At 67.2% G+C, this 22,863-nt stretch carries 25 protein-coding genes; 18 read left to right on the forward strand and 7 right to left on the reverse strand.

Annotated features, from left to right (window positions below):
* Window positions 1–94 precede the first annotated feature (94 nt).
* From ACZ6YI_RS15245 to ACZ6YI_RS15255, 3 genes are read left to right on the forward strand one after another with little or no spacing between them, the layout of a single operon-like run.
* A complete protein-coding gene (locus tag ACZ6YI_RS15245; protein ID WP_465779403.1) occupies window positions 95–1,600 on the forward strand; it encodes a transglutaminase-like domain-containing protein in 1,506 nt (501 codons plus the stop codon).
* A gap of 54 nt (window positions 1,601–1,654) precedes the next feature.
* Complete coding sequence (locus tag ACZ6YI_RS15250) at window positions 1,655–2,524, forward strand: SPFH domain-containing protein (RefSeq protein ID WP_440326375.1); 870 nt, start codon at window positions 1,655–1,657, stop codon at window positions 2,522–2,524.
* Window positions 2,525–2,527: 3 nt separating this feature from the next.
* On the forward strand, window positions 2,528–2,716 hold the full coding sequence (locus tag ACZ6YI_RS15255; RefSeq protein ID WP_465779404.1) for a type II toxin-antitoxin system antitoxin: 189 nt from the start codon (window positions 2,528–2,530) through the stop codon (window positions 2,714–2,716).
* A 130-nt stretch (window positions 2,717–2,846) separates the two neighbouring features.
* Here the strand turns inward: ACZ6YI_RS15255 and ACZ6YI_RS15260 are convergent, their stop codons facing one another.
* The gene (locus tag ACZ6YI_RS15260; RefSeq protein ID WP_465779405.1) at window positions 2,847–3,236 is read right to left on the reverse strand and encodes a DUF423 domain-containing protein; all 390 of its coding nucleotides are present in this window, start codon (window positions 3,234–3,236) and stop codon (window positions 2,847–2,849) included.
* A gap of 81 nt (window positions 3,237–3,317) precedes the next feature.
* Between ACZ6YI_RS15260 and ACZ6YI_RS15265 the strand changes: the two genes are divergently transcribed.
* Both ACZ6YI_RS15265 and ACZ6YI_RS15270 read left to right on the forward strand, forming a co-directional pair.
* Complete coding sequence (locus tag ACZ6YI_RS15265; protein WP_465779406.1) at window positions 3,318–3,929, forward strand: SCO family protein; 612 nt, start codon at window positions 3,318–3,320, stop codon at window positions 3,927–3,929.
* Window positions 3,930–3,933: 4 nt separating this feature from the next.
* Window positions 3,934–4,380 (forward strand): copper chaperone PCu(A)C, encoded by a 447-nt coding sequence (locus ACZ6YI_RS15270; protein WP_465779407.1) that lies wholly within the window; start codon window positions 3,934–3,936, stop codon window positions 4,378–4,380.
* Window positions 4,381–4,455: 75 nt separating this feature from the next.
* Here the strand turns inward: ACZ6YI_RS15270 and ACZ6YI_RS15275 are convergent, their stop codons facing one another.
* Genes ACZ6YI_RS15275 through ACZ6YI_RS15285 form a run of 3 tightly spaced genes read right to left on the reverse strand, consistent with a single transcriptional unit; the run spans window position 4,456 to window position 6,453 of the window.
* Window positions 4,456–4,725: an acylphosphatase gene (locus tag ACZ6YI_RS15275; protein WP_465779408.1), complete on the reverse strand. Its 270-nt coding sequence runs from the start codon at window positions 4,723–4,725 to the stop codon at window positions 4,456–4,458.
* Between the two features lies 1 nt (window position 4,726).
* Window positions 4,727–5,191: a TlpA family protein disulfide reductase gene (locus ACZ6YI_RS15280; protein WP_465779409.1), complete on the reverse strand. Its 465-nt coding sequence runs from the start codon at window positions 5,189–5,191 to the stop codon at window positions 4,727–4,729.
* The gene (locus tag ACZ6YI_RS15285; protein ID WP_465779410.1) at window positions 5,188–6,453 is read right to left on the reverse strand and encodes a YihY family inner membrane protein; all 1,266 of its coding nucleotides are present in this window, start codon (window positions 6,451–6,453) and stop codon (window positions 5,188–5,190) included. The genes ACZ6YI_RS15280 and ACZ6YI_RS15285 overlap by 4 nt, the downstream gene beginning before the upstream one ends.
* A gap of 81 nt (window positions 6,454–6,534) precedes the next feature.
* On the opposite strand from ACZ6YI_RS15285, the gene wrbA reads away from it, so the two are divergent.
* The 4 genes from wrbA (at window position 6,535) to ACZ6YI_RS15305 (ending at window position 9,825) form a co-directional block, all read left to right on the forward strand.
* Window positions 6,535–7,137: an NAD(P)H:quinone oxidoreductase gene (gene wrbA / locus ACZ6YI_RS15290; protein WP_465779411.1), complete on the forward strand. Its 603-nt coding sequence runs from the start codon at window positions 6,535–6,537 to the stop codon at window positions 7,135–7,137.
* Window positions 7,134–7,469, forward strand: a complete 336-nt coding sequence (locus tag ACZ6YI_RS15295) for a DUF2069 domain-containing protein (protein ID WP_465779412.1) — start codon at window positions 7,134–7,136, stop codon at window positions 7,467–7,469. Before wrbA ends, ACZ6YI_RS15295 begins: the two co-directional genes overlap by 4 nt.
* Before the next feature lie 163 nt (window positions 7,470–7,632).
* Window positions 7,633–9,282 carry an acyl-CoA dehydrogenase family protein gene (locus tag ACZ6YI_RS15300; RefSeq protein WP_465779413.1) on the forward strand — a complete coding sequence of 550 codons (1,650 nt, stop codon included), beginning with the start codon at window positions 7,633–7,635 and terminating at the stop codon, window positions 9,280–9,282.
* Window positions 9,283–9,339: 57 nt separating this feature from the next.
* Window positions 9,340–9,825, forward strand: a complete 486-nt coding sequence (locus tag ACZ6YI_RS15305) for an asparaginase domain-containing protein (protein WP_440330108.1) — start codon at window positions 9,340–9,342, stop codon at window positions 9,823–9,825.
* Between the two features lie 101 nt (window positions 9,826–9,926).
* On the opposite strand, the gene ACZ6YI_RS15310 is transcribed toward ACZ6YI_RS15305, so the two are convergent.
* Together ACZ6YI_RS15310 and ACZ6YI_RS15315 are read right to left on the reverse strand one after the other, a co-directional pair.
* A complete protein-coding gene (locus ACZ6YI_RS15310; RefSeq protein WP_465779414.1) occupies window positions 9,927–11,255 on the reverse strand; it encodes a S8 family peptidase in 1,329 nt (442 codons plus the stop codon).
* A gap of 253 nt (window positions 11,256–11,508) precedes the next feature.
* Window positions 11,509–13,347, reverse strand: coding sequence for a M4 family metallopeptidase (locus tag ACZ6YI_RS15315; RefSeq protein ID WP_465779415.1), 1,839 nt, complete (start codon window positions 13,345–13,347; stop codon window positions 11,509–11,511).
* A 253-nt stretch (window positions 13,348–13,600) separates the two neighbouring features.
* Between ACZ6YI_RS15315 and ACZ6YI_RS15320 the strand changes: the two genes are divergently transcribed.
* A complete protein-coding gene (locus ACZ6YI_RS15320) occupies window positions 13,601–14,041 on the forward strand; it encodes a DUF4279 domain-containing protein (RefSeq protein WP_440330114.1) in 441 nt (146 codons plus the stop codon).
* Between the two features lie 7 nt (window positions 14,042–14,048).
* Here ACZ6YI_RS15320 and sufT read toward each other — a convergent pair whose 3' ends face one another.
* Window positions 14,049–14,606, reverse strand: coding sequence for a putative Fe-S cluster assembly protein SufT (gene sufT, locus ACZ6YI_RS15325; protein WP_440330116.1), 558 nt, complete (start codon window positions 14,604–14,606; stop codon window positions 14,049–14,051).
* A gap of 190 nt (window positions 14,607–14,796) precedes the next feature.
* Between sufT and ACZ6YI_RS15330 the strand changes: the two genes are divergently transcribed.
* The 8 genes from ACZ6YI_RS15330 (at window position 14,797) to dnaE (ending at window position 22,861) form a co-directional block, all read left to right on the forward strand.
* Window positions 14,797–15,237 carry a hypothetical protein gene (locus ACZ6YI_RS15330; protein ID WP_465779416.1) on the forward strand — a complete coding sequence of 147 codons (441 nt, stop codon included), beginning with the start codon at window positions 14,797–14,799 and terminating at the stop codon, window positions 15,235–15,237.
* Window positions 15,238–15,333: 96 nt separating this feature from the next.
* Window positions 15,334–15,957, forward strand: coding sequence for an RNA polymerase sigma factor (locus ACZ6YI_RS15335; RefSeq protein WP_465779417.1), 624 nt, complete (start codon window positions 15,334–15,336; stop codon window positions 15,955–15,957).
* Window positions 15,954–16,340, forward strand: coding sequence for a hypothetical protein (locus ACZ6YI_RS15340; protein ID WP_440327886.1), 387 nt, complete (start codon window positions 15,954–15,956; stop codon window positions 16,338–16,340). Before ACZ6YI_RS15335 ends, ACZ6YI_RS15340 begins: the two co-directional genes overlap by 4 nt.
* Before the next feature lie 5 nt (window positions 16,341–16,345).
* Window positions 16,346–16,897: a DUF3106 domain-containing protein gene (locus tag ACZ6YI_RS15345; protein WP_465779431.1), complete on the forward strand. Its 552-nt coding sequence runs from the start codon at window positions 16,346–16,348 to the stop codon at window positions 16,895–16,897.
* A 12-nt stretch (window positions 16,898–16,909) separates the two neighbouring features.
* Window positions 16,910–17,482 (forward strand): nitroreductase family protein, encoded by a 573-nt coding sequence (locus ACZ6YI_RS15350; protein WP_465779418.1) that lies wholly within the window; start codon window positions 16,910–16,912, stop codon window positions 17,480–17,482.
* Window positions 17,470–18,369, forward strand: coding sequence for a 5'-3' exonuclease (locus ACZ6YI_RS15355; protein ID WP_465779419.1), 900 nt, complete (start codon window positions 17,470–17,472; stop codon window positions 18,367–18,369). Before ACZ6YI_RS15350 ends, ACZ6YI_RS15355 begins: the two co-directional genes overlap by 13 nt.
* A gap of 140 nt (window positions 18,370–18,509) precedes the next feature.
* Window positions 18,510–19,094, forward strand: a complete 585-nt coding sequence (locus ACZ6YI_RS15360) for an NUDIX hydrolase (RefSeq protein ID WP_465779420.1) — start codon at window positions 18,510–18,512, stop codon at window positions 19,092–19,094.
* A gap of 224 nt (window positions 19,095–19,318) precedes the next feature.
* Window positions 19,319–22,861, forward strand: a complete 3,543-nt coding sequence (gene dnaE, locus ACZ6YI_RS15365) for a DNA polymerase III subunit alpha (RefSeq protein WP_465779421.1) — start codon at window positions 19,319–19,321, stop codon at window positions 22,859–22,861.
* Window positions 22,862–22,863 lie beyond the last annotated feature (2 nt).

Genomic DNA, 22,863 nt, shown 5'->3' on the forward strand with positions numbered 1-22,863 from the left:
TTCTAGCGGTCCGGGCCTCCTACGAATGGGGGGCTTGACTCGGGCGGTGAACGTGGTGTGATGCAGCTGTCCCCGACAATCCGGAAGTACGCCCATGAGACGCTCACGCGCTGTTCTCGCCGTACTGCTGTGCCTGGCCCCGGCGTGCGTGCTGGCCACGGAAACCTGGATGACCGTCATGCTGGACGGTCGCAAGGTCGGCAAGCTGAAAATCGAACGCGAGCCGGACCAGGACAAGGTCACGACGTCGCAGGTCCTGGATTTCCGCCTCACCCGGATCAAAACCCCGCTGGCCATGCGTACCGAGGTTCGCTCGGTCGAGTCCTCCGGCGGCACCCCCCTCGCCTTCTACGCCAGATCTTCGATGTCCTCGCAGGAAAACTCCGTGCAGGGCGAGGTCCGCGACGACGGCGCGTTCCAGGTCGCGAACACGGTCGGCGGCCAGTCCAGGGTGAACCTGCTGATCTGGCCGACGGGCGCGGCGCTCGTCGAGGGCCAGCGGCTGAACATGGTCCGCAAGGGTTTCCGCCCCGGCACCACCTACCAGACCCGGAACTTCGACCCGGTGAAACAACAGGTCGCCACGGTCGATGTCGTCGTCGTGGGCGATGAAACCATCGACCTGCCGCAAGGGCGCGAGACACTGCACCACCTGCGCCAGACCCTTGCCGGCTCGAAGAACACCCAGTACGTCGACATCTGGGTGAATGACCATGGCGATGTCCGCCGGGGCATCGCACCGCTCCTTGGTTTTCGCCTGGAAATGGCCGCCTGCGACGCCACCTGCGCCAACGCGCCCGACCAGGATGTCGACCTGCTGCGCGCGGCCATGGTGGGCGCGCCGCGCCCCATGGCGAACCTGAGGCTCGCACCGGTGCGCTACCTGATCAGCGTGCGCGGCAATCACCTCAATCCGTTCATCGAAACCGACGAGCAGCATGTCCACGAGATGGGCGACGACCTCTACCAGGTCGATGTGGGCTTCGCCGTGCCGCGCAGTGACGAGCCCGGCCCAAGCGTGGAGGACACCGCACCGAACCCCTGGGTGCAATCCGATGCGCCCGAGGTCATCGCGCTGGCGAAACGCGTGGTCGGCGACGCCACCAGCGACCTGCAGCGCATGCGTCGCCTGCGCTCATTCATGTCGGATTACATCACCGAGAAGGGCCTGGATGTCGGCTATGCCTCGGCGCTCGAGACGATCAACAGCCGCCGCGGCGACTGCACGGAGCATGCGGTGCTACTGACCGCGCTGGCCCGGTCACTCGGTATCCCGACTCGCGTAGTCACCGGCATCGTGTACGTGGACCGCTTCGGCGGCGCCTCGCGTGTGTTCATCCCGCACGCGTGGACCCAGGCCTGGCTGGGCAACCGCTGGGTGAGCTTCGATTCGGCCGAACGCCGGTTCGATTCCACCCATATCGCCCTCGGTACCGGCAGCGGCGACCCGTGGCGCTTTTTCCGCTCCATGAGCGTGCTGGGCAACATCCGCATGGAACGGGCCACCCCGGCGTCGGCACTCATGGATATGCCGCCAGCGGGCGGCGACTTTGGCGCCGCGGGCGGTTCCGGTGGAAAGGGCGCGGCAGGCGCCGATTGAATAACTGATATCACTTAGATATCATCGCCCCTACATCCCAAGGGGCCCATCGCCATGAACGAACGTCCTGCCGCGTCGCTACCCGGCATTCCGTCGCTTGTCGTCCTTTTCCTGGCCGGCCTCGCCGCCGTCGCCTTCATCCTCAAGGGCGCCGACATGCACGGGCAGCCGATGATGCCGTTCGGTGGCGCCCTGTTCCTGGGCCTGCTGGCCTTCCTCGCCAAGGGCTTCTTCCAGGTCCAGCCCAACCAGGGCCAGGTGATGCAGCTGTTCGGCCGCTACAGCGGCACGGAGCGCCGCGAGGGCCTGCGCTGGACCAACCCGTTCTACTCGCGCCGCCCGGTGAGCCTGCGCGTGCGCAACTTCGAAAGCAGCCGGCTGAAGGTCAACGACAACGACGGCAATCCCATCGAGATCGCCGCCATCGTCGTCTGGCAGGTGGTGGATACCGCCGAAGCCGTGTTCTGCGTGAACGATTACGAGAACTTCGTGCAGATCCAGAGCGAATCGGCCTTGCGCCAGATGGCGCAGAGCTACGCTTACGACACCCACGATGATGGCCGCCCTTCCCTGCGCAGCCATGGCGATGAGGTGAACAACCACCTCGGCCGCGAAATCGAGGCTCGCCTGCAGAAGGCCGGCGTGCAGGTGGTCGAGGCGCGCATCAGCCACCTTGCGTACGCGCAGGAAATCGCCCAGGCGATGTTGCAGCGCCAGCAGGCCAGCGCCATCGTCGCCGCGCGCAACCGTATCGTGGAAGGTGCTGTCGGCATGGTCGCCATGGCCCTTGAGCAGCTGCGTGAGCAAGGTGTGGTGGAACTGGATGAAGAGCGCAAGGCCGCCATGGTGTCCAACCTGCTGGTCGTGCTTTGCGGCGACCGCTCGACGCAGCCGGTGGTGAACACCGGGTCGCTGTATAGCTGACGCGTGGCGGCGGAGAAAAAAGCCTACCCGCTGCGCATCAGCGCAGCCGTCCTCGAGGCCATGCAGAAATGGTCCGACGACGAGTTGCGCTCGGTGAACGCGCAGATCGAATACGTGTTGCGCGATGCGCTACGGCGCTCGGGGCGGATGAAAGCTGGCAAGGTCGAGCCAGTCGAAGACCCGGAAGACTGACCCCCCGGCACTTGTGGGAGCGCGCTTGCGCGCGATCGCGTAGGAGCCCACCCCGTAGGCGGTGCCGTTCGCGAAAAAGCAACTGGACCTGCGGCGGCATCGCGAAAGATGTCGCCCACAGGGTGGGCTCCTACGGCGATGTGGCTGCGATTTTTCTGAGCGCCATCGCCGCAGCGATCCAGCCGACGATGAAAGCCACGCCGCCTAGCGGCGTGATCGCGCCGACCCAGCGCGGCGCGCCCAGCGCCAGCGCGTACAGGCTCCCCGAGAACAGCACGATGCCCGCGCTGAACAACAGCAGCGCCGTGTTCCGGGCGCGCCCCGCGGGTAGTCCGAGCACACCGGCAAATAACGCCAGCGCATGCCAGAAGTGGTACTCGACGCCGGTGTGCCACGTCGCCAGCGCCGCATCATCGAGGTGGCCGCGCAGGGCATGGGCGCCGAAGGCACCGAACACCACGGCGCTGGCACCCGCCAGGCCCGTGAGTAGCGCGGTGGTGGTACTGACAGGTTGTCGCATTCAGGCGTTTCCCAGGGGTGGCCATGCCGTGCACGCAACCGGGTGGCGTATGCTTCGGCGGATCGATCCCCGGAGTGTCGCATGAAGCCGTCCCCGTGCCGCCGGGCCTTCCTGGCCCTGCTCGCCCTCGCCGCCCTGCTCCCGCTTGCTGCCTGCCAGCGCGAACCGCAGCCGGAATGGCGGCTCAACGACGTCGCCGGCCACCTGCCGGACCTCGAGTTCCGCCTGACCGACGATAACGGCAAGGCCGTCACCGGCGCCGACTACCGCGGCAAGGTCGCGATCATGTACTTCGGCTATACCCACTGCCCCGATGTGTGCCCACTCACGCTGACCCAGCTGCACGTGGTGCTGGATCGCCTGGGCGCGCCGGCGGACAAGGTACGTATCCTCTTCGTAAGCGTGGATCCGGCTCGCGATACGCCGGAGGTCATGCACACCTACGTCAATGCTTTCGACAAACGCGCGGTCGGCCTTGTCGGTTCACAGGCGGATGTGGAGGCGCTGGCCAAGCGCTACCGCTCGGCCTTCACCCGCGAGCCGGACCGCGCGGACGGCAATTACGAAGTGAGCCACAGCTCGGCCATCTATATCTTCGACGCGAACGGCAAGGCCCGCCTGCTCGCCACGCCGTCGGCATCGCAGGACGATATCGTCCACGACCTGCATCTGCTCACCTCCATGGAGCCCTGATCCCGTGAAGCCGTCCCTCTTCATCCTTACCGCGCTGCTCGCCATGGGTGCCGGCGCCACGCAGGCCGCTGACAGCACCAGCGTGAAAGCCAGCGACGCCTGGATCCGCGTGCTGCCGGGCAACCTGCCCGCCGGTGGCTACGTCACGCTGGAGAACACGTCCGGCACGGGCGTCGCGGTGACGGGCGCGGCCAGCGCCGACTACGGCGACGCCATGATCCACAAGAGCAGCACCGAGACCGGCATGGGCCGCATGGAGATGGTCGACAAGGTGCCGGTGCCTGCGAACGGGAAAGTCGCGTTCGCGCCGGGCGGCTACCACGTCATGCTGATGGAGCCGAAGCATGCGGTGAAGCCGGGCGACAAGGTCGTCGTGACGTTCACGCTGTCGGATGGCACGACCTTGCCGGTGACGTTTGTCGCGAAGCCGGCGAACGCTACGGGGCCCTAACGGCATCGCGCGCAAGCGCGCTCCCACAAGAGGCCTATGGTAGCCATGTGGGAGCGCGCTTGCGCGCGATGCTTCTCACTTCGTAAGGAACTCCGCCGGCACGTCGTGCGCGCCGATCTCCTCGCGAAACAGCTCCTGCACCTCGGCCGTCGCTGGCCCATCGTGCAACCACACCTCGAGCTGGTCGATCGCCGCGGCGTCACCATAGGCCACGACTTCGACGCTGCCGTCGATCATGTTGCGCGCATGCCCGGTGAGCTTCAGCTTCACGGCCTGCTCGCGTGCGGAGGCGCGGAAGAACACGCCCTGCACCTTGCCCCTCACGATGAATCGCGCGGCGTTCATCTCATTTCCCCTTGGCGATAGCCTCATTGAGTTTCGCGGCGTCCACCGGCCCGATAAAGCGCTTGGCCACATGGCCGTCCGGTGCGATCAGGTACGTGGTCGGCAGACCCTTCGGGCTGTCGAAATCCTTGGGCGGCGCCATGACGTCGACCTGGGCGATCGGGTACACGACCGGGTGCTTGTCGACGAAGGCCTTGATGTCCTTCGCGTCGGTGTCCTCGAACGCCAGGCCGATCGCGGTGACATCCTTGCGCGATTGCACGAATGCCGAGATATCCGGCATCTCCTTGATGCAGGGCACGCACCAGGTGGCCCAGTAATTCACCACGACCCACTTGCCGCGCTGCGCGGCCAGGTCGAACGGTTTGCCATCGAGCGTCTTCACCTTGAGCTCGGGCGTGGCGGTGGAGGCCATGGCGGGTACGGCGACAGCAAGCGCCAGGGCGGCGAACAGGCGGGGGATCATGCGGTGGCATCCTCGTTGGGGACGGTAGGAGGAGGAAATAGCTGGTCGAGCCGTGCACCCAGCGTGGCATCGAGCGCCGCGGCGAGCTGGTCGAGCAGCACCAGCAGGTCGGCGGGGAGCTGGATGCCCAGCCGCTCGACCTGCTCGCGTGGGTGCAGCGGAAGGCGGTATTGGGTGCAACGGTAGACGCGGAGAAGCTCGGTGGCATCGAGGCTGCGGCTCAGCATCCATCCACCGCTCTCGCAGCGCTGGATCATGTCGGCGCGCTGCAGGTCTTCGAAATAGCAGGCGATCGCGTTGCTGGGCAGGTAGGGCTCCAGGACGCGGACGGATGCAGGGTCGACGCTTTCACCGCTGCGCTGCGCGGTGACGAAATGCTGCAGTACGACCAGCAGGCCGATGAATTCCGCACCTTCCGGCAGGGCATCGTGCGGGCGCGTGTACTCGAACGCCGAGATCGATGCGGCGATGGAGGCGCCGAGGATCACGATGATCCACGACAGGTAGATCCACAGCAGGAAGATCGGGATCGCGGCCAGGGCGCCGTAGATCTCCTCGTACGTCGGCGCATTGCGGATGAACTCGGTAAAGCCCCAGCGGCCGATTTCGAAAAGCACCGCCCCCAGCAGCGCGCCGATGGCCGCGTGCCGCCATGACACGCGCCGGTTCGGCACCATGGTGTACATGAGCACCAGGGTGATGAAGGTAATCACGAAGGGCAGCAGGTTGAGCAGACCGGCCTGGGTGGCGATCTGGTCGGCCGCGTCATGCAGCATGGGCAACGCGGTGAGGTAAGACGAGGCGACGAGCCCACCGACCACGAGGATCGGGCCGAGGGTCAACGCAGCCCAGTACAGCAAGAGGCGCGAGCCCCAGCCGCGCGGCTTGCGCACGCGCCAGATCCGGTTGAGCCGGTCCTCGATGCTCACCATCATCGACAGCGCGCTGAACAGCATGACCAGGATCGAGATGCCCGTGAGCTGGCTCGCCTTGTCGGCGAACGCGAGCATGTATTCCTGGATCCTGATGCCGGTGGCCGGCACGAAATTCTGGAACGCGTAATTGGCCAGGCTGCCGCGCCATTCGGCGAACACCGGGAACGCGGAAAGGATGGCGAATACGGCGACCGTGAGCGGCACGAGCGACACCAGCGTGGTGTACGACAGGGCGCCAGCGGTCTCGAAGCACTTGTCGTCGACAAAGCGCAGCCAGGTGAAGCGGGTAAAGCTCAGGGCGCGGTCGCGATCGAAGCGCAGCGGCATGGGCATCCTTTGTTTGTCCCGGAACATTGGGAACATCCTCGTAGTTCTGCGAGACTAGCGCCTTCCTGAAGGCGACCGTCCATGTCTCACGACATCCTCGTACTCTACTACAGCCGCTCCGGCCACACGGCCCAGCTCGCCCGATTCGTCGCCCGTGGCATCGAGGAAGTACCCGGCATGCGCGCCCGCCTGCGCCAGGTACCGCCGGTAGCGCCCGTCACGGAAACCGCGATGCCGCCGGAACCCGAGGAAGGCGCACCCTACGTGACCCGGGACGACCTCATCGAATGCGTGGGCCTGGCCATCGGCAGCCCCACCCGCTTCGGCAACATGGCGGCGCCGCTGAAGTATTTCCTGGATACCACGGGTGCCGAATGGGCCTCTGGCGCCCTGGCCGGCAAGCCCGCGGCCATGTTTACCTCGACCAGCACGATGCATGGTGGCCAGGAAGCCACCCTCATCTCCATGGCCCTGCCGCTGCTCCACCACGGCATGCTCATCGTCGGCATCCCCTATACCGAGCCCCTGCTTTCGACCACGACCTCGGGAGGCACGCCTTACGGTGCGAGCCATGTCGCCGGGCACCGTGGAGATAACGGCATCAGCAATGACGAGCGTGACCTGGCCCGCGCCTTGGGCAAGCGCCTCGCCGATGTCGCCCGCCGGCTGGGCACGCCTGCATGAGGGCACCGGCCACTGGCCTGCAGAAGGCTGGCCTTGCCGCATGGGCCGCGCTGCTCGGCGTGCAGTTGCTCTGGTACACGGTGTATCCGCCGGTATCGATCCCGGCATGGGTGGCCCTGCTGATCACGGTGCCGCCGCTGCTGCTGCCGCTGCTGGCACTGCGCAACCTCACCCGCGCGTTGTTGTGGGTGGGGATCCTCGCGTTGTTTTACTTCTGCCATGGCGTATCGGAAGCCTGGAGTTCCACCGGTGATAGGTGGCTAGCGTGGCCGGAGATCGTGCTGTGCCTGCTGTTGATCGGCACGCTGGGCGCGGGCGTCCGTCGTAGGTAGACCTATTATCGCGCGCAAGCGCGCTCCCACAAGGACACCGGCACGCCACAAGTGCCTTGTGGGAGCGTGCTTGCACGCGATGGCCGCCCCATGCTGCGCAGCGTATCGACGTACGCCCCCACGCAGTGCACCCTAGTCGCATCTGCCAATGGAGAGGTGCCACATGGGTTTCCTGCAGGACGCGCCGCGGCTGGCGCACCCGTTCCGCGAAGATCGCGTGCTGGATGCGTGGCTGGCCCATGTGCTGCCGGTGGACCGGCTGGCCGATTGCGCCCCGGACCTCGATGCGCTCGGCGATTACGCCCTGGATGCCTACGAGCGGCGGCAACGCACGCCGCGTACCGAACCCGTGCTCACCCAATGGGATGCGTGGGGCGCCCGGGTCGACCGGATCGCGCTGACTCCCGCATGGGAAGAGGGCCCACACATCACCACGCGCCACGCCGTGCTGGCGGCGGGGCATGGCGAATCGCCATGGTCGCGCGTTGAAGAGTTTGCCCGCGTTTACCTTTACCACCCGGCCAGTGAGTTCTACTGCTGCCCGCTGGCGATGACCGACGGCGCGGCGACGGCGCTGAAAGCGTCCGGGAACCAGGCGCTCATCGAGCGCGCCCTGCCGCACTTCCTCAGCCGTGATGCCGGGAGCTTCTGGCTTTCCGGCCAGTGGATGACCGAAACGCCCGGCGGCTCCGACGTGGGCCGCACCGAAACCATCGCGCGGCAGGATGCGGACGGCCAGTGGCGTCTTTATGGCCGCAAGTGGTTCAGCTCCGCTGTCGTGGGCGAAGCCGCGCTGGCGCTGGCCCGGCCCGAGGGCGCGGGTAGTGGCACGTCGGCGCTCGCGCTGTTCTACGTGGAAACGAAGGATGCCGACGGCGACTGGCAGGGCATCACGATCGACCGGCTGAAGAAGAAGCTCGGCACGCATGAACTGCCGACGGCTGAGGTGCATCTGGACGGCCTGCCGGCCACGCCGGTCGGCGCGCTGGACCACGGCGTGCGCCAGGTCGCACCGATGCTCAATGTCACGCGCACGTGGAACGCGGTGTGCGCCGTTGCGAGCATGGCCCGCGCGATCGCGCTGGCCCGAGACTACGCCACGCGGCGCAGTGCATTCGGTGCCCGCCTGATCGACCAGCCCCTGCACGCGCGCACGCTCGCCGACATGCAGGCGACCTTCGAGGGCGCGTTCTCGCTGGCCTTCTACGTGGCCGAGCTACTCGGCCGCACCGAGCGCGGCCTGGGCGCGGCCCATGAGCCCGCCCTGCTCCGCCTTTTGACGCCGCTGGCGAAGCTGTGGACGGCAAAGGCATCTATCGGCGTCGTCTCCGAAGCGCTGGAGTGCTTCGGCGGCGCGGGCTACATCGAAGACACGGGCTTGCCCCAGCTGTTGCGCGATGCGCAGGTCTACGCGATCTGGGAAGGGACGACGAACGTGCTCTCGCTCGACATGTTGCGCGCGCTGGGCAGTAGCGGCGTGGAACCGTTGCGCGCTGCCGTCCTCGACCTCCTGCCGGTGGAAAGCGAGCCACGCCGAACGATCCTGGCCACGCTGGATTCGGCGGAAACCCTGCTCGGCGACGTCGTCGGCGACCGTGCCTCGCTGGAGGCCTCGGCGCGCGGCATCGCCTTCACGCTGGCCCGGTGCATGGCAGCCGCCCTGCTCGTCCGCTCCGCCGGCTGGGGCGAAGCGGCCGGCGATCCACGCCCCGCAGCGGCCTGCCGCCGGTTCATGGCGCGCGGCCTCGACCGGCTCGCCCTGCCGGCCAACGACGACGACACCCTGCTGGCCTCGGGCGCGCCCGCCACGTGATGGGCCGGGGGGCGTTAGAATAGCGGCCCGCTCCGTCCACGCTTCCCAGGCCAGTCCATGCAGCATCTCACCATCGTCACCACCGGCGGCACCATCGACAAGGTCTATTTCGACGACAAGTCGGATTACCAGATCGGCTCCCCGCAGATCGGCGACATCCTGACCCAGCTGGGCGTCGCGTTCCGTTTCGACGTGATCCCCATCCTGCGCAAGGACAGCCTGCACGTCACCGGTGAAGACCGCGCGCTCATGCGCAGCACGATCGAGGCGCAGCCGCATCGCCACGTGCTGGTCACCCACGGCACGGACACGATGGTCGAAACCGCGGCGGTGCTCGAAGGCATCCCCGGCAAGGTCATCGTGCTCACCGGTGCGCTGAACCCGGCGCGCTTCCAGGGCTCGGATGCCGTGTTCAACATCGGCTGCGCCGTCGGCGCGGTACAGACCCTGGATGATGGCGTGTACATCGCCATGAACGGCCGCGTGTGGGATCCGAAGAAGGTCCGCAAGAACCGCGACGCGAACCGCTTCGAAGCGGTGTGATCCTGTGGGAGCGGGGGTGGGCGGGGGGGGGGGGGGGGCGCGCCCCCCCCCCCCCCCCCGCCCCCCCCCGCTCCCACGACGTCTCAAGCGCACGCGCCGTCCTACAAAACGGCACGCTCTTCGATCACCGCATCGAGCGTCGCGCCCGCGTCGAGCAAGCCGGCGCCGCAGGGTTTGAGGCAACGCACCGGCCGTGCGTTGTCGACCAGGTGGCGGGTGATGTCATCGACACGCAGTGACGGATCCGCCGAACGCATCAGTGCCACCACGCCGCTCACCAGCGGCGCGGCCATCGACGTGCCGGCCAGGTAGCCGAACACGCTGCGCCACGGTACGCGAGCGCCCTGGTCCACGGCCGAGATGAGGTCATCCGTGCGCAGGCCGCGCAATGAGCCGCCCGGCGCCGCGAGGGTCACTGCCTCACCGTGGTTCGAGTACCAGGCGAGTCGACCGCCCCGGTCAAGCGCGCCAACATTGATGCTACCCGGGCAATTGCCCGGCGCCATGCCGGACGCGCCGACACCCTCGTTCCCCGCAGCGACGACCACCGCAACACCGCGCTCGCGCGCCTGCCGAATCACGTCGGCCATCGCCGCTCCGCACGCGCCTTCCGTGACGAGGCTCAGGTTGATGACATCGGCACGACGCGTGAGCGTCGGCACATGGGGTACTTCGCCACCGGAAGCCCATGCGATGGCATCGATCACATCGGAAAGGTAACCCCCGCAATGCGCCAGCACACGCACGGGCAGGATCCTTGCCTCCGGCGCCACGCCCGTGATCCCGAGCCGGTTTCCACGCTTCGCCGCCGCGAGCGCCATCACATGGGTGCCGTGCCATGACGAACGCGAGCCTGCGCGCCGCCCACAATCACCAGGCTCTTCCCAGTCACCTTCATCCCTGGGGTCGGGATCGCGTTTGTCTCCGTCCCGTGCGCGGGTGGCATCACTGACGAAGTCGTAGCCGGGCAGCAGCTGGCCATCCAGCTCAGGATGCGGGGTCGCCCCCGTATCCAGGACGGCGATAACCGCGCCTTCGCCGCGCGTGTATTTCCATGCCGCCTCGGCATCGATACCCGCGCGCGGATCGTGCAGCGACCATTGCCGCAGGTAGAGCGGGTCCGCCAGGGCGGTGGGCCTGACGATGCGGTCTTCTTCAACGCTGGTGACGCCGCGCAGCCGTGCGAAATGTGCAGGGTTATCGTCTTCGACTTCGAACAGCTGTGCGCCGCCAGCCAGTGTGGCGACGTGCCTGGGCTGGCCCGAATCGACCGAGCGCTTGCGCCGCATGGCGGCCTCAGCTTGCGGCACGGGCGCGATCGCCGCGTTCGCCGAGGCCTCGTCGGCGAATCGAACGATGTAGCGCGTAGCGGCCGTCGCGGGAACGGCGGCGAACAGGGTAAGGGCGAGCATGAAACAACGTGGGGACATGCGGAGGGACCTCCTTGTTGGGGCTACCAACGTAGGAGGGATGGCAGTGGCTTCGTAGATGGCGTTCGCCGCCGTAGTGCGTAAGATTTCACGCCGCCCGTGGGAGCGCGCTTGCGCGCGATGGGCGATGCCGGCCGCTCCCATCGCGCGCAAGCGCGCTCCCACAAGGGCGTTCTGCGCGAATATCCGCGCAAAGAAAAGGGCCAGGACAAAGCCTGGCCCCTTTCCCGGGAGTGACACGCTACAGCGAGGTTTACGGCGTCCAGGTCGCCTTGAGCGAGACGCCCGAGAACGTCGTGTAGCCACGCACCTTCACGTAGTACACGCCGGCCTGGGTCGTCGCGAACGAGCAGGACTCGGCGTTACCGGTCTTGTACGGACGGCAGTTGTAGCTGGAGGTGGTCGGCGCGGAGCCGAACTTCACGTACAGGTCGGCATCACCGCTGCCGCCGCTGGTCGCGATCACGAGGTTCTTCGCGCCAGCCGCCACCGTCACGGTGTAGCTGAGCTCGGTACCCGACGAACCCGCCAGGCCGGTCTTGGCCGTGCCGTTCTGCAACGCGGTGCCGCCGGAGCCGCCACCACCCGTCGTGCACGACACGCCCACGCCGTTGAACGCGGTCGCCACGTCAGCCGCCGAGTAACCCAGGTCGGTCGCCGCACTGGCTACGCCGCAGGCACCGCTGTTGAACGTCGAGGTCGCCGTCCAGTACACGGCATTCGCACGGGCGAAGGCCTTGAACGCCTTGACCGTATCCCAGCCACTGGTCTTGGCCAGCAGGCAGAACGCCTTGTTGTACACACCCGACGAGTAATGCACGTCGAGGCCGTTGTAGTAATCCGACGCGTTGCCGATCGAACCACCATCCTGCGGCGGGTTACACATGTAGCGCAGGGCCGTGCCGATGCCGGCGCTGCTCTTCACGATGTCGGCGCCGACGAGGAAATCGTTGCTGCCACGATCGAAGTACTCGGCCGCTTCACCGGCGATATCCGAATACGCTTCGTTCATGCCGCCAGACTGGCCGTCGTACTCCAGGTTGGAATGCTGCTCGGTGTAGCCGTGGCTGATTTCATGCGAGGTCACGTCCAGCGCGACGAGCGGATAGAACGTGCTGGCACCATCGCCGAAGGTCATCGAGGTGCCATCCCAGAAGGCGTTTTCGTAACCCGAGCCGTAGTGCACCTTCATGATCAGCACCTGGTTCAACGGCGGCGCACCCGTGTACGAGTTGTACATGTCATGCACCACGCCACCGAAGTGGTGGGCATCGTTGATCGGGCCAAAGCCGCCGTTCACGGCGTCGCCGCTCGAGGTCGGGCAGGTGAAGCTCCACAGCGTGCCGCTGCCGGAGGTCGCCTTCTTCATGTTGTAGGTCTTCACGTTGCTGTTCTGCATCGTGCAGGTCGTGCCCGACTGGGTCACGTTCAGCGCGGGGAGACCGTTGGCGCCCCAGGTGTACTGGCCGGTCTTGCCATTGCCGCCGGGGCCATTCGCATCGGCGTTGGTCAGGCCTTCCCACTGCTTGATCACTTCGCCGGTGTTGGCGTCGACGATGGCGGTCGGCCGGGTCGGGTGGTCACCGCCGCTGAAGAACGAGGTGAGGTACACCAGGCGCGCGGGTGCGCCATCGCCCGGGTAGACGTACAGGTCGGCCTTCGCGTTTTCCGGCCGGATCGCGGCGCTGCGCAGGGTGGTCGCCTGGCGGGTCAGGACATTGACCGCGGCGGCCTGGTCGAGCTTCGGCGTGACCGAGGCGAGGTCCACCTGCAGGTCGGACGACACGACGCCGTTGGCGACCAGCGCATTGCCCTGTGCATCCTGCTCCACCGCGATGCTGCGGCCATAGACCGGCACGCCCTTGAAGGTCTGCTGCATGCGCACGGTCTGCGTGCCCTTGACCGTCGGCAGCGCGTTCTTCGCGACGAAGGCGTTATCCGCGGTAAGGCCGAGCTTCGTGGCCAGCTGGCTGGCCGGTGCCGCGCCCAGGTTCTGCGCACGCAGTGCCTGCTCGGTGGCCGCCGAGGCGACCGAGGTCGCGGCGATGCCGACGCACGCGGCCAGGAGCTTCAAGCGAACATGATTTGCCATTACGTTCCTCCTCCAGGAATGGGCAACACGAAGCCATTGCGGCCGTGTGGGACCACATTCCGAACGATGATGATTTCGCGCCGCAGCGCGAATGCCCGTGTAACTTCCAGTCCCCCCAGACCGAAAGTCCTTGTCAACGTATCGCAAGTTCCCACGGTCGACTACCTAGGGGTTTCCCTAGGTCGTGAAAAAACGCGATGCTATGCACGAAACGGCCAAGTCGCGTTCGCGCTGCCGTAAAAGGGGAATCACCATGGCCAGCACCATGCTCGACATCGATGCAGAGCTTGCCCAGCACACGCCCTCGGTCAGCGCGTCGTTCCGGCTGACCTCCGAGCGCCATGTGCTGGACCACATCGTGGCCGGTTTCGGCATCGAGGGCGGCCAGTGCTGGCAGAAGGGTGACCCGGACGACACCGCGGGACAGGCGCGGCGTGCACACGGCTGGAGCGTCAGCTTGCCGCCCCAGCACACCTACTCTGTCGATACGGCGATTACCGCCTTGCTACAGACGCTCGCACCGCAGCGGGACGCGATCATCCAGGCCATCACCCTGCTGGAGCTCGACGTGCACGTATGCATCGAGGCGAGCGTGGCGCCGGGCCACCTGCCCGTGTTGCACGCGGCGGCCTCGACGATCGCGGCGATGGCCGCCTACGGGGCGGCATGCAGCGTGGAACTGCGCGATCTCTGAGCGGCGCTCAGAGCATCCCGGTTTCGAGCTTCGCCGCGTCGGACATCATCGACTGGTTCCAGGGCGGATCGAACACGAGGTCGACATCGGCTTCCAGCACCGTCGGGATCAGCTCCAGCTTGGTGCGCACATCGTCGACGAGGATGTCGCCCATGCCGCAGCCCGGGGCCGTCAGGGTCATTTTCACGTAGGCCTTGCGGCCGCCTTCGTCGCTGGTCTCAAGGCTCACGTCGTAGACAAGCCCCAGTTCCACCACGTTGATGGGGATTTCCGGATCGAAGCACGTGCGCAGCTGCTGCCACACCAGCTTCTCGACATCGTCGTCGGAGGCGTCGTCGGGCAGTTCGATGGGGCGCGGCGGCTCCTTGCCCAGCGCATCGGCATCGTTGCCCGCGATACGGAAGAGGTTGCCCTCGACGTACACGGTGAAACTGCCACCGAGGGCCTGGGTGATGTAGCCGATCTGGCCGGCCGGGAGCGTCACCGTCTCGCCCTGGGGCACCATGACCGCGGCGCAGTCACGTTCCAGGGTGAAGGGCTCGCTGCTGAGGCTGAAACCGCTCATGGATGTCCTGTGGGGGCGGCCCGCGGGCCGCAAAGTAGGCAATTATGCGCCCGCCGGGGCCCGGCGGTCAGCATCCACCCCAGTAGGTTTGGGCACACGGCCCTCCGCTCAAGAGCGCGGCGGCGCATGGCCCGGTATCATGCGGCCGTCCCCCACGCCCCGGTTCCCATGCGCCCATCGATGTCCTGCCATGGTGGCTAGCCCCATCCGCCACCTCACCAACCTGGTTTACGGCCTGTTCGGCACCGTCCTTTTCGGCTTTGCCGCCGGCGCGATGTGGATGGTGCCTTCCATGATGTTCGGCCGTGCCCTGCCCGCGCTGGCACTGCCCGTCGGCTGGGCCCTCGGCTTCGTGGTGCGCCGCTGGCTGCGGTTCGAGGGTGTCACCGGCGCCCTGCTGGCCGCCGGCGCCACCGTGCTTGCTTCCCTGTACGTGTGCTGCCTGGTCGCCGCCGCGACGATCGCCGGGATGATGGGCATCGGCTTTGCCCAGGCCATTTCCGATGCCGGCCCGGCCATGCTGGTCGCCCTGGCCCGCATGGCCCAGGGGCCGGCGGATATCGGCCTCTACGCGGCCGGCGCCATCCTGGCGGCACTGGTCGCGCTGCCGCTGGGCCGCCGGCGTGGATGACTTCAGACCGGGTAAATGCCGGTCGGGCAAGATGGCCTTGCACACGACGTCAACCAGCGGTCGCCGACCGCGTTTAGCAGGGTGAAACCAGGCCGTATGGAGCACGAGGATGGCAAGACTGACGACGCGGAGAAAGCCGTGAACGGCTCGCTCGCGCTCGATAGTGCCTCCCTCGAGGAACTGCGCGATGTCCCCGCCAGCATGGATGCGTTCCTTGCGGCGATCGAACGCCGTGCGTGGCGCATGGCCGAGATCCACCTCGGTAACCGTGACGACGCGCTGGACGCCGTGCAGGACGCCATGCTGCGCCTCGTAAGGCATTACGGCGAGAAGCCGGCCCAGGAGTGGACGCCGCTGTTCTGGGGCATCCTGCGCCGCCGGATCGTCGACCTGCAGCGCCGCCGCAAGGTCCGCTCGATCGTCGTGGGCTGGATCGGCGGGGGGCAGGACGACGATGGCGCCGACCTGCCCGTCTGGGAACCCGCGGATGACGCGCCGGATCCCTCGGCGCGGCTGCAGGATTCGCAGGCCTATGGCGACATCGTCGAGGCCGTGCGCAAGTTGCCGCGGCGGCAGCGCGAAGCATTCACCTTCCGCATCATGGAAGGCCTGGATGTCGCGGAAACCGCCGCCGCCATGGGTTGCTCCGATGGCAGCGTAAAGACACACCTTTCGCGCGCGATGCATGCGCTGCGCGAACACCTGGAGGCATGGCGATGAGCCAGCACGATCACGAACTCGAACGCCGCGCGAGGGATCTCTATCTCCGCGCCAGCCGCGACGTGGACCCGGCCACGGCCGGGCGCCTGCGCGCCGCGCGCCGCACGGCGCTGGCCGGCCCCACCGCGCACTCGGCCGCCCGCCGCCTCCTGATCCCCGCCGGCGCGTTCGCGGTGGTGGCGCTCGCCACGCTGATGGTGTGGCAGCCGCTGGGCGGTCCGTCCTCGGCCCCGCCCGCCGTGATGCAGGCGGCGGATGGCAGCGACCCTACCGACCTGCCGCCCGATGCCGACAGCACCGATCCCAGCCTGTACAAGGACCTGCAGTTCTACAGCTGGCTGGCTTACAACGATGCCGGCAGCCAGGGCCGGAGCAACAAGTGAGCACCATGCGCCGCCTTGTCCTGCCCTTCGCACTGCTGTTGGCGTCGGCCACGCCGCTTGCCGCCAGCGCGCAAGCCATGCCGCCGTCGCCGTCGGAGGACTTCCGGCCGCCGGATGACCGCCGCCCGCTGCCCCCGCCGCGCCCGTGGGCGCAGCTCACGGCGGATGAGAAGGACATTCTTTCGCCGCTGGCGAAGGATTGGGATACGTTTCCGCCGCAGCGCCAGTCGCGCATGCTCGACAAGGCGCAGCGCTGGCGCGGCCTGCCGCCCGAACGCCGGGCCGAAATCCGTGACCGGATCGCCCACTGGCAGCAGATGACGCCCGAGGAGCGCGCGCAGGCGCGACGCAACCAGCAGAAGTTCAACGACCTGCCCCCGGAGCAGCGGCAGAAGCTGCACGATGCGTTCGAGCGCTTCCGCAACCTGCCGCCGGACCAGCGCCGCGCGCTGGTGGAGCAGTGGCGCAACCAGACCCCGGAGCAGCGCCATGAGGCGCTGGACCACCTGGGCCCCAACGACGCGCTGCCCCCGCCCCCGCCGCCGCGCGACCGCTGATAAAATGGCGGGATGAACCAGCCTACCCTGGATATCCTCACCGCCCGCCGTTCCGTGCCTTCGCGCCAGCTCGGCGAACCCGCCCCCGACGATGCCACCCTGCGCCGCCTGATCGAGGCCGCGATCCGCGTGCCCGACCACGGCAAGCTCGTGCCGTTCCGCATCCGTGTCCTGCGCGGCGACGCCAAGCACGCCTTCGGGCGGAAGCTGGCAAAGATGGCCGTGGAGGCCAACCCGGACCTGTCCGAAGCCAAGCGCGAGAAAGAACAGCGCCGCTATGAGTTCGCCCCGCTCGTGCTGGTGGTCTCCGCGAGGATCGACCCGGAGAGCAAGGTGCCCGAGCTCGAGCAGAACCTTACCGCCGGCTGCGTCGCCTATAACCTGCTGCTCGGCGCGCAGGCGCTGGGGTTTGGCGCGCAGTGGCTGACCGGCTGGGCCGCCTACGATCGCGACGTGGCGAAGCTGCTGGGGATGAAGAAGCACGAGCACGTCGTGGGCTTCATCCACATCGGCACGCCATCGATGGAGGCGCCGGAGCGTGATCGTCCCGCGTACGCCGATATCGTCGAGACGTGGGAACCGTGAGCGGCAACGATACCGTCCACCTGGTCGATGGCAGCCTGTACGTCTTCCGTGCCTGGCATTCCATGCCAGATGAGTTCCACGACCACGATGGCGAGCCGGTCAACGCGGTGCATGGCTTCACCCGGTTCCTCTGTGAACTGCTCGAACGCAGCCGCGCGGAACACATCGCCGTCGCGTTCGACGCATCGCTGACGACGTCGTTCCGCAACACCATTTACCCGGCCTACAAGGCCAACCGTGAGCTCCCGCCGCCGCAACTGGTGCGCCAGTTCGCGCTGTGCCGCGACATCTCGGCCGCGCTGGGCCTGACCGTGCTCAACGACCACCAGTACGAAGCCGACGACCTGATCGGCAGCGCGCTGTGGGGCCTGCGCGCCCACGGTTTTCGCGGCGTGATCGTTTCGGCGGACAAGGACTTTGGCCAGTTGCTGGGCGAGCACGACCTGCAGTGGGATTTCGCGAAGGACCTGCGCTGGGGCCCTGCCGGCGTCTTCGACAAGCTGGGCGTGCATCCGCACCAGGTGGCGGATTATCTGGCGCTTTGCGGCGATGCGGTGGACAACATCCCGGGTGTTCCCGGCATCGGTGCCAAGACCGCGGCCGCGCTGCTCGCGCATTTCGGCAGCCTGGATGCGTTGCTGGAGCGGGTGGATGAAGTGCCATACCTGCGTATCCGCGGCGCTGCGGCGTGTGCCGCCCGCCTGCGCGAGCACGCGGAACTGGCACTGCTCTACCGCCGCCTCACCCGGATTGCGCTTGACGTCGCGGTGGCGGAAACCGCCGACGCGCTGAGCCGCCGCCAGGGCGATGCAGGCGCCGTCGACGAGCTGTGCGAACGCATCCGCTTCGGGCCGATGACCCGCTCGCGCCTGCGGGCGTTGCTGTAACACCCATCGCGCGCAAGCGCGCTCCCACAAAAGATCTGCACCGCCCTTGTGGGAGCGCGCTTGCGCGCGATGCCCTGCCCGGTCACACGGCCGAGATGGTTTTTCGCCCATACTCCCCGGATCGCCTCCAGGAGCCCGCCATGCAGACCAGCCCGCTGCCCCATGCCTCGCCCATTCCCGACGATGCCAGCCTGCCCGAGGAAACGCTGTTTTCCGGCAAGTGGCTGACCCTGAAGAAGCGCGGGCGGTGGGAATACGCGTCGCGTAACAATCCGGGCGGCGCGGTGATCATCCTGGCGGTGACACCCGACGACAAGGTCATCTTCGTCGAGCAGTACCGCGTCTCGATCCTCGCCAACACGATCGAAATGCCTGCTGGCCTGGTGGGTGACCTGGAAGGCGCCGAGGACGAGGACGTGCTCCTGGCAGCGGAGCGCGAACTCGAGGAAGAAACCGGCTACGCCTGCGGGCGCATCGAGTTCGTGCACGAGGGCCCGTCGTCCTCCGGCATGAGCACCGAGATGATCGCCTTCGCCCGCGCCTGGGACCTGAAGAAAGTCGGCAAGGGCGGCGGCGACGAGACCGAAAACATCATTGTCCACGAAGTACCGCGCTCCGAAGCGGGCAAATGGCTGTTCGACCGCGCGGCAGAGGGCTTCTCGATCGACGCCAAGCTGTTCGCCGGGTTGTGGTTCATCGAACACCCGGAAGCGCACAAGCGCTGACCATCAGGCCCTGTGGGAGCGCGCTGTGGGAGCGTGCTTGCACGCGATGGGTGCTCGCGCCATCCCCCATCGCGCGCAAGCGCGCTCCCACGGCACGCTCCCACGGCACGCTCCCACGGCGCGCTCCCACAAGCAGAGTCGGGAACGGGATTTCCGCCCTGTCAATTCTTGCCCCAACCCCCTCCCCCGGTTAGCCTTTCCCATGGCCTGAACCGGCACCCCGCATGACCGTCCGCTTTGCCCACCTCCACCTCCACAGCGAATACTCGCTGGTCGACTCGACGATCCGCATCAAGCAGCTGATCGCCGCGTGCGTGCGCGCCGGTATGCCGGCGGTCGCGCTGACCGACGAGAACAACATGTTCGGGTTGGTGAAGTTCTACAAGCAGTGCGTGGCGGCCGGTATCAAACCCATTGGTGGCAGCGACGTCTGGGTCTCCAGCCCGGATGATCCGCGCCCCTGGCGCCTCACCCTGATCTGCCAGGACCGCGACGGTTACCTCAACCTCTCGCGGCTGGTGTCGCGCGCCTGGCGCGAAGGCCAGGGCACCGGCCGCGCGCTGGTCGACGCCAGCTGGCTCACGGCCGACGCGCTCTCCGGCCTCATCGCCATGACCGGCCGCGAGAGCGAGATCGCCCGCATCGCCCTGGGCGCCGGCTTGCCGGCCGCCTCCGCGAAGCTCGGCTTCCTTGCCCGGCTGTTCCCGGACCGCCTTTACCTGGAACTCACCCGCACGGGTCGCGAAAACGAGGAGACCTGGGTGCGCGCGGCCATGGCGCTGGCCGGCCAGCACGGCCTGCCGGTCATCGCCAGCAACGACGTGCGCTTCCTCGAGCGGTCCGGCTTCGAATCGCACGAAGCGCGCACCTGCATCCACCAGGGCCGCGTGCTCGCGGACCCCAAGCGCCCGCGCTTTTACAGCGAAGAGCAGTACTTCAAGTCGGCCGAGGAAATGGCCGAGCTGTTCGCGGATATCCCCGAGGCGCTCGAGAACACCGTCGAGCTGGCAAAGCGCTGCAACCTCGAGCTCTCGTTCGGCACGTACTACCTGCCCGACTTCCCGGTGCCCGAGGGCCACACCCTCGATACGTATATCCGCGAGCAGGCGCAGAAGGGCCTGGAAGAACGCCTTGCGGTGAACCCGCTCGCCCCGGGCAAGACGCTCGAGGATTACCAGGCGCGCCTCGACCGCGAGGTCGACGTCATCATCCGCATGGGCTTCCCCGGTTACTTCCTGATCGTGGCGGACTTCATCGGCTGGGGTAAGGACAACGGCATTCCCGTCGGCCCAGGCCGCGGTTCGGGTGCGGGCTCGCTCGTGGCGTGGGTGCTGAAGATCACCGACCTGGATCCGCTCCAGTTCGAGCTGCTGTTCGAGCGCTTCCTGAACCCCGAACGCGTGTCGATGCCCGACTTCGACATCGACTTCTGCATGGACCGCCGCGACGAGGTCATCGACTACGTCTCGCGCAAATACGGCCGCGACCACGTCAGCCAGATCATCACCTACGGCTCGATGGCCGCGAAGGCGGTGCTGCGCGATTCCGGCCGCGTGCTCGGCATGGGCTACGGCCAGGTCGATCGCCACGCCAAGCTGATCCCGGCGCGCCCGCTCGACCTCACCCTGGGCGATGCGCTGGGCCGCACGGAGAAGTCGAAGAAAGAACCCGATCGTGTGGTGAAGGAGTTCTGCGAGATCTACGAGACCGAGGAAGAGTCGCGCACCCTTATCGATCTCGCATTGAGCCTCGAAGGCCTCACCCGCAACGCCGGCAAGCACGCCGGTGGCGTGGTGATCGCGCCCACGCCGCTTACCGATTTCGCCCCGCTTTACTGCGAACCCAGCGGCGAAGGCGTGGTGACGCAGTACGACAAGGATGACGTCGAGGCCGTCGGCCTGGTGAAGTTCGACTTCCTCGGCCTGCGCACGCTCACGATCATCGACTGGGCCGTCAAGGCCATCAACAAGCGCCGTGCCGTCGAAGGCACCGAGCCGCTGAACATCGATACGCTGCCGCTGGATGACCCCAAGGTCTACGACCTGCTGAAGAAGGCGCAGACCGTCGCCGTCTTCCAGCTCGAATCACGCGGCATGCAGGGCATGCTCAAGGAAGCGCAGGCCGACCGTTTCGAGGACATCATCGCGCTGGTGGCGCTGTACCGCCCCGGCCCGATGGACCTCATCCCCAGCTTCTGCGCGCGCAAGCACGGCAAGGAAGCGGTGGAATATCCCGACCCGCGCGTCGAGCCCATCCTGAAAGAGACCTACGGCATCATGGTCTACCAGGAGCAGGTGATGCAGATGGCGCAGATCGTGGGTGGTTACACCCTCGGCGGCGCCGACCTGCTCCGCCGCGCCATGGGTAAGAAAAAAGCCGAGGAGATGGTGAAGCACCGCGCCACCTTCCGCGAAGGTGCCGCGAAGGATGGCATCGACGGCGACAAGGCGGATTCCATCTTCGACCTGATGGAAAAGTTCGCGGGCTACGGTTTCAACAAGTCGCACGCGGCTGCGTACGCGCTGGTCTCTTACCAGACCGCGTGGCTGAAGGCGCACTACCCCGCCGAGTTCATGGCCGCGACGATCTCGTCGGACATGGACAACACCGAGAAGGCCGTCACCTTCCTCGACGAAACGCGCGCCATCGGCATCAAGGTGCTGCCGCCGGATGTGAACGCCTCGGAGTGGATGTTCGAGGCGGTCGAACCGCGCGTGGTGCGCTACGGCCTGGGCGCCATCAAGGGCGTGGGCCAGGGCATCTGCGAAGAGATCGCGGCCGAGCGCAAGGCGCGCGGCCCGTTCAAGGGCCTGGTCGATTTCTGCCAGCGCATCGGCTCGAACAAGCTCAACAAGCGCGTGATGGAAGCGCTGGTGCAGTCCGGCGCGCTCGACGCGCTGGGCGAGAACCGCGCGACGCTGGTGATGCATATCCCCGAAGCCATGCGCGCCGCCGACCAGGAAGCGAAGAACCGCGCTTCGGGCCAGGTCGATATCTTCGGCAACGCGTTCGGCGATGCCGAGGCGCCCAGCATCATCGAGCTCTCCGGCTCCGTGCCGGAGTGGCCGCTGGAACAGTTGCTGCAGGGCGAGCACGACACGCTCGGTCATTACCTCTCGGGCCACCCGACCGATCCCTGGACCACCGAGCTAGCCCAGCTCGGCAGCTGCCCGATCGGCGAGATCCCGCACCGCTACCAGCCGCCCAAGCCGCGCCGCAACGATGACGACGAAGGCAGCCGCTTCCGTCGCAGCCCGGAGACGCCGTGGACGGTCGCCGGCATGGTGGTCGGCATGCGCAAGCGCGGCGACAGCGATGCGTTCGTGCAGATCGAGGACGCCACCGGCCTGCTCGAGACCAGCTTCTTCCGCGAAGTGTTCACCGATGCGGCACCGCTGCTAACGCGCGGCAACATCATCGTGGTGGAAGGTGGCCTGCGCATCGACGATTTCGCGGGTGGCTACCAGTTGCGCGCGCGCAAGGCCTATTCGCTTTCGGATGCGATGGAACACTTCGGGCGCCTGCTCACGCTGAAGCTCAACGGCGTGGACCAGGAATTCCCGAAGCACCTTAAACATGCCTTGATGGGATTCCGCGGTGGCCGCACGCCGTTGATGCTGGCCGGCTACCGCAACGCGGTAGGCCAGGCCAGCCTGGAGCTGGGCGAGGAGTGGCGGGTACGCGCCCTCCCCGACCTGCTCCGCACACTACGCACCCTGCCGGGCGTACTCGGTACCGAACTGCGCCTGGTACGCCCGGCGGAGTGATG

It is taken from the genome of Luteibacter sp. NPDC104163 (assembly GCF_055584245.1).

Excerpts from the sequence above, each read along its gene's own strand:
- ACZ6YI_RS15300 (WP_465779413.1), top strand. The coding sequence starts at position 7,633 with ATGGGTTTCCTGCAGGACGCGCCGCGGCTGGCGCACCCGTTCCGCGAA.
- dnaE (WP_465779421.1), top strand. The coding sequence starts at position 19,319 with ATGACCGTCCGCTTTGCCCACCTCCACCTCCACAGCGAATACTCGCTG.
- ACZ6YI_RS15265 (WP_465779406.1), top strand. The coding sequence starts at position 3,318 with ATGAAGCCGTCCCCGTGCCGCCGGGCCTTCCTGGCCCTGCTCGCCCTC.
- ACZ6YI_RS15315 (WP_465779415.1), bottom strand. The coding sequence starts at position 13,347 with ATGGCAAATCATGTTCGCTTGAAGCTCCTGGCCGCGTGCGTCGGCATC.
- ACZ6YI_RS15250 (WP_440326375.1), top strand. The coding sequence starts at position 1,655 with ATGAACGAACGTCCTGCCGCGTCGCTACCCGGCATTCCGTCGCTTGTC.
- ACZ6YI_RS15310 (WP_465779414.1), bottom strand. The coding sequence starts at position 11,255 with ATGTCCCCACGTTGTTTCATGCTCGCCCTTACCCTGTTCGCCGCCGTT.
- ACZ6YI_RS15280 (WP_465779409.1), bottom strand. The coding sequence starts at position 5,191 with ATGATCCCCCGCCTGTTCGCCGCCCTGGCGCTTGCTGTCGCCGTACCC.
- ACZ6YI_RS15360 (WP_465779420.1), top strand. The coding sequence starts at position 18,510 with ATGCAGACCAGCCCGCTGCCCCATGCCTCGCCCATTCCCGACGATGCC.
- ACZ6YI_RS15335 (WP_465779417.1), top strand. The coding sequence starts at position 15,334 with ATGGAGCACGAGGATGGCAAGACTGACGACGCGGAGAAAGCCGTGAAC.
- ACZ6YI_RS15285 (WP_465779410.1), bottom strand. The coding sequence starts at position 6,453 with ATGCCGCTGCGCTTCGATCGCGACCGCGCCCTGAGCTTTACCCGCTTC.
- ACZ6YI_RS15345 (WP_465779431.1), top strand. The coding sequence starts at position 16,346 with ATGCGCCGCCTTGTCCTGCCCTTCGCACTGCTGTTGGCGTCGGCCACG.
- wrbA (WP_465779411.1), top strand. The coding sequence starts at position 6,535 with ATGTCTCACGACATCCTCGTACTCTACTACAGCCGCTCCGGCCACACG.
- ACZ6YI_RS15330 (WP_465779416.1), top strand. The coding sequence starts at position 14,797 with ATGGTGGCTAGCCCCATCCGCCACCTCACCAACCTGGTTTACGGCCTG.
- ACZ6YI_RS15320 (WP_440330114.1), top strand. The coding sequence starts at position 13,601 with ATGGCCAGCACCATGCTCGACATCGATGCAGAGCTTGCCCAGCACACG.
- ACZ6YI_RS15260 (WP_465779405.1), bottom strand. The coding sequence starts at position 3,236 with ATGCGACAACCTGTCAGTACCACCACCGCGCTACTCACGGGCCTGGCG.
- ACZ6YI_RS15340 (WP_440327886.1), top strand. The coding sequence starts at position 15,954 with ATGAGCCAGCACGATCACGAACTCGAACGCCGCGCGAGGGATCTCTAT.
- ACZ6YI_RS15350 (WP_465779418.1), top strand. The coding sequence starts at position 16,910 with ATGAACCAGCCTACCCTGGATATCCTCACCGCCCGCCGTTCCGTGCCT.
- ACZ6YI_RS15275 (WP_465779408.1), bottom strand. The coding sequence starts at position 4,725 with ATGAACGCCGCGCGATTCATCGTGAGGGGCAAGGTGCAGGGCGTGTTC.
- ACZ6YI_RS15295 (WP_465779412.1), top strand. The coding sequence starts at position 7,134 with ATGAGGGCACCGGCCACTGGCCTGCAGAAGGCTGGCCTTGCCGCATGG.
- ACZ6YI_RS15245 (WP_465779403.1), top strand. The coding sequence starts at position 95 with ATGAGACGCTCACGCGCTGTTCTCGCCGTACTGCTGTGCCTGGCCCCG.
- sufT (WP_440330116.1), bottom strand. The coding sequence starts at position 14,606 with ATGAGCGGTTTCAGCCTCAGCAGCGAGCCCTTCACCCTGGAACGTGAC.
- ACZ6YI_RS15305 (WP_440330108.1), top strand. The coding sequence starts at position 9,340 with ATGCAGCATCTCACCATCGTCACCACCGGCGGCACCATCGACAAGGTC.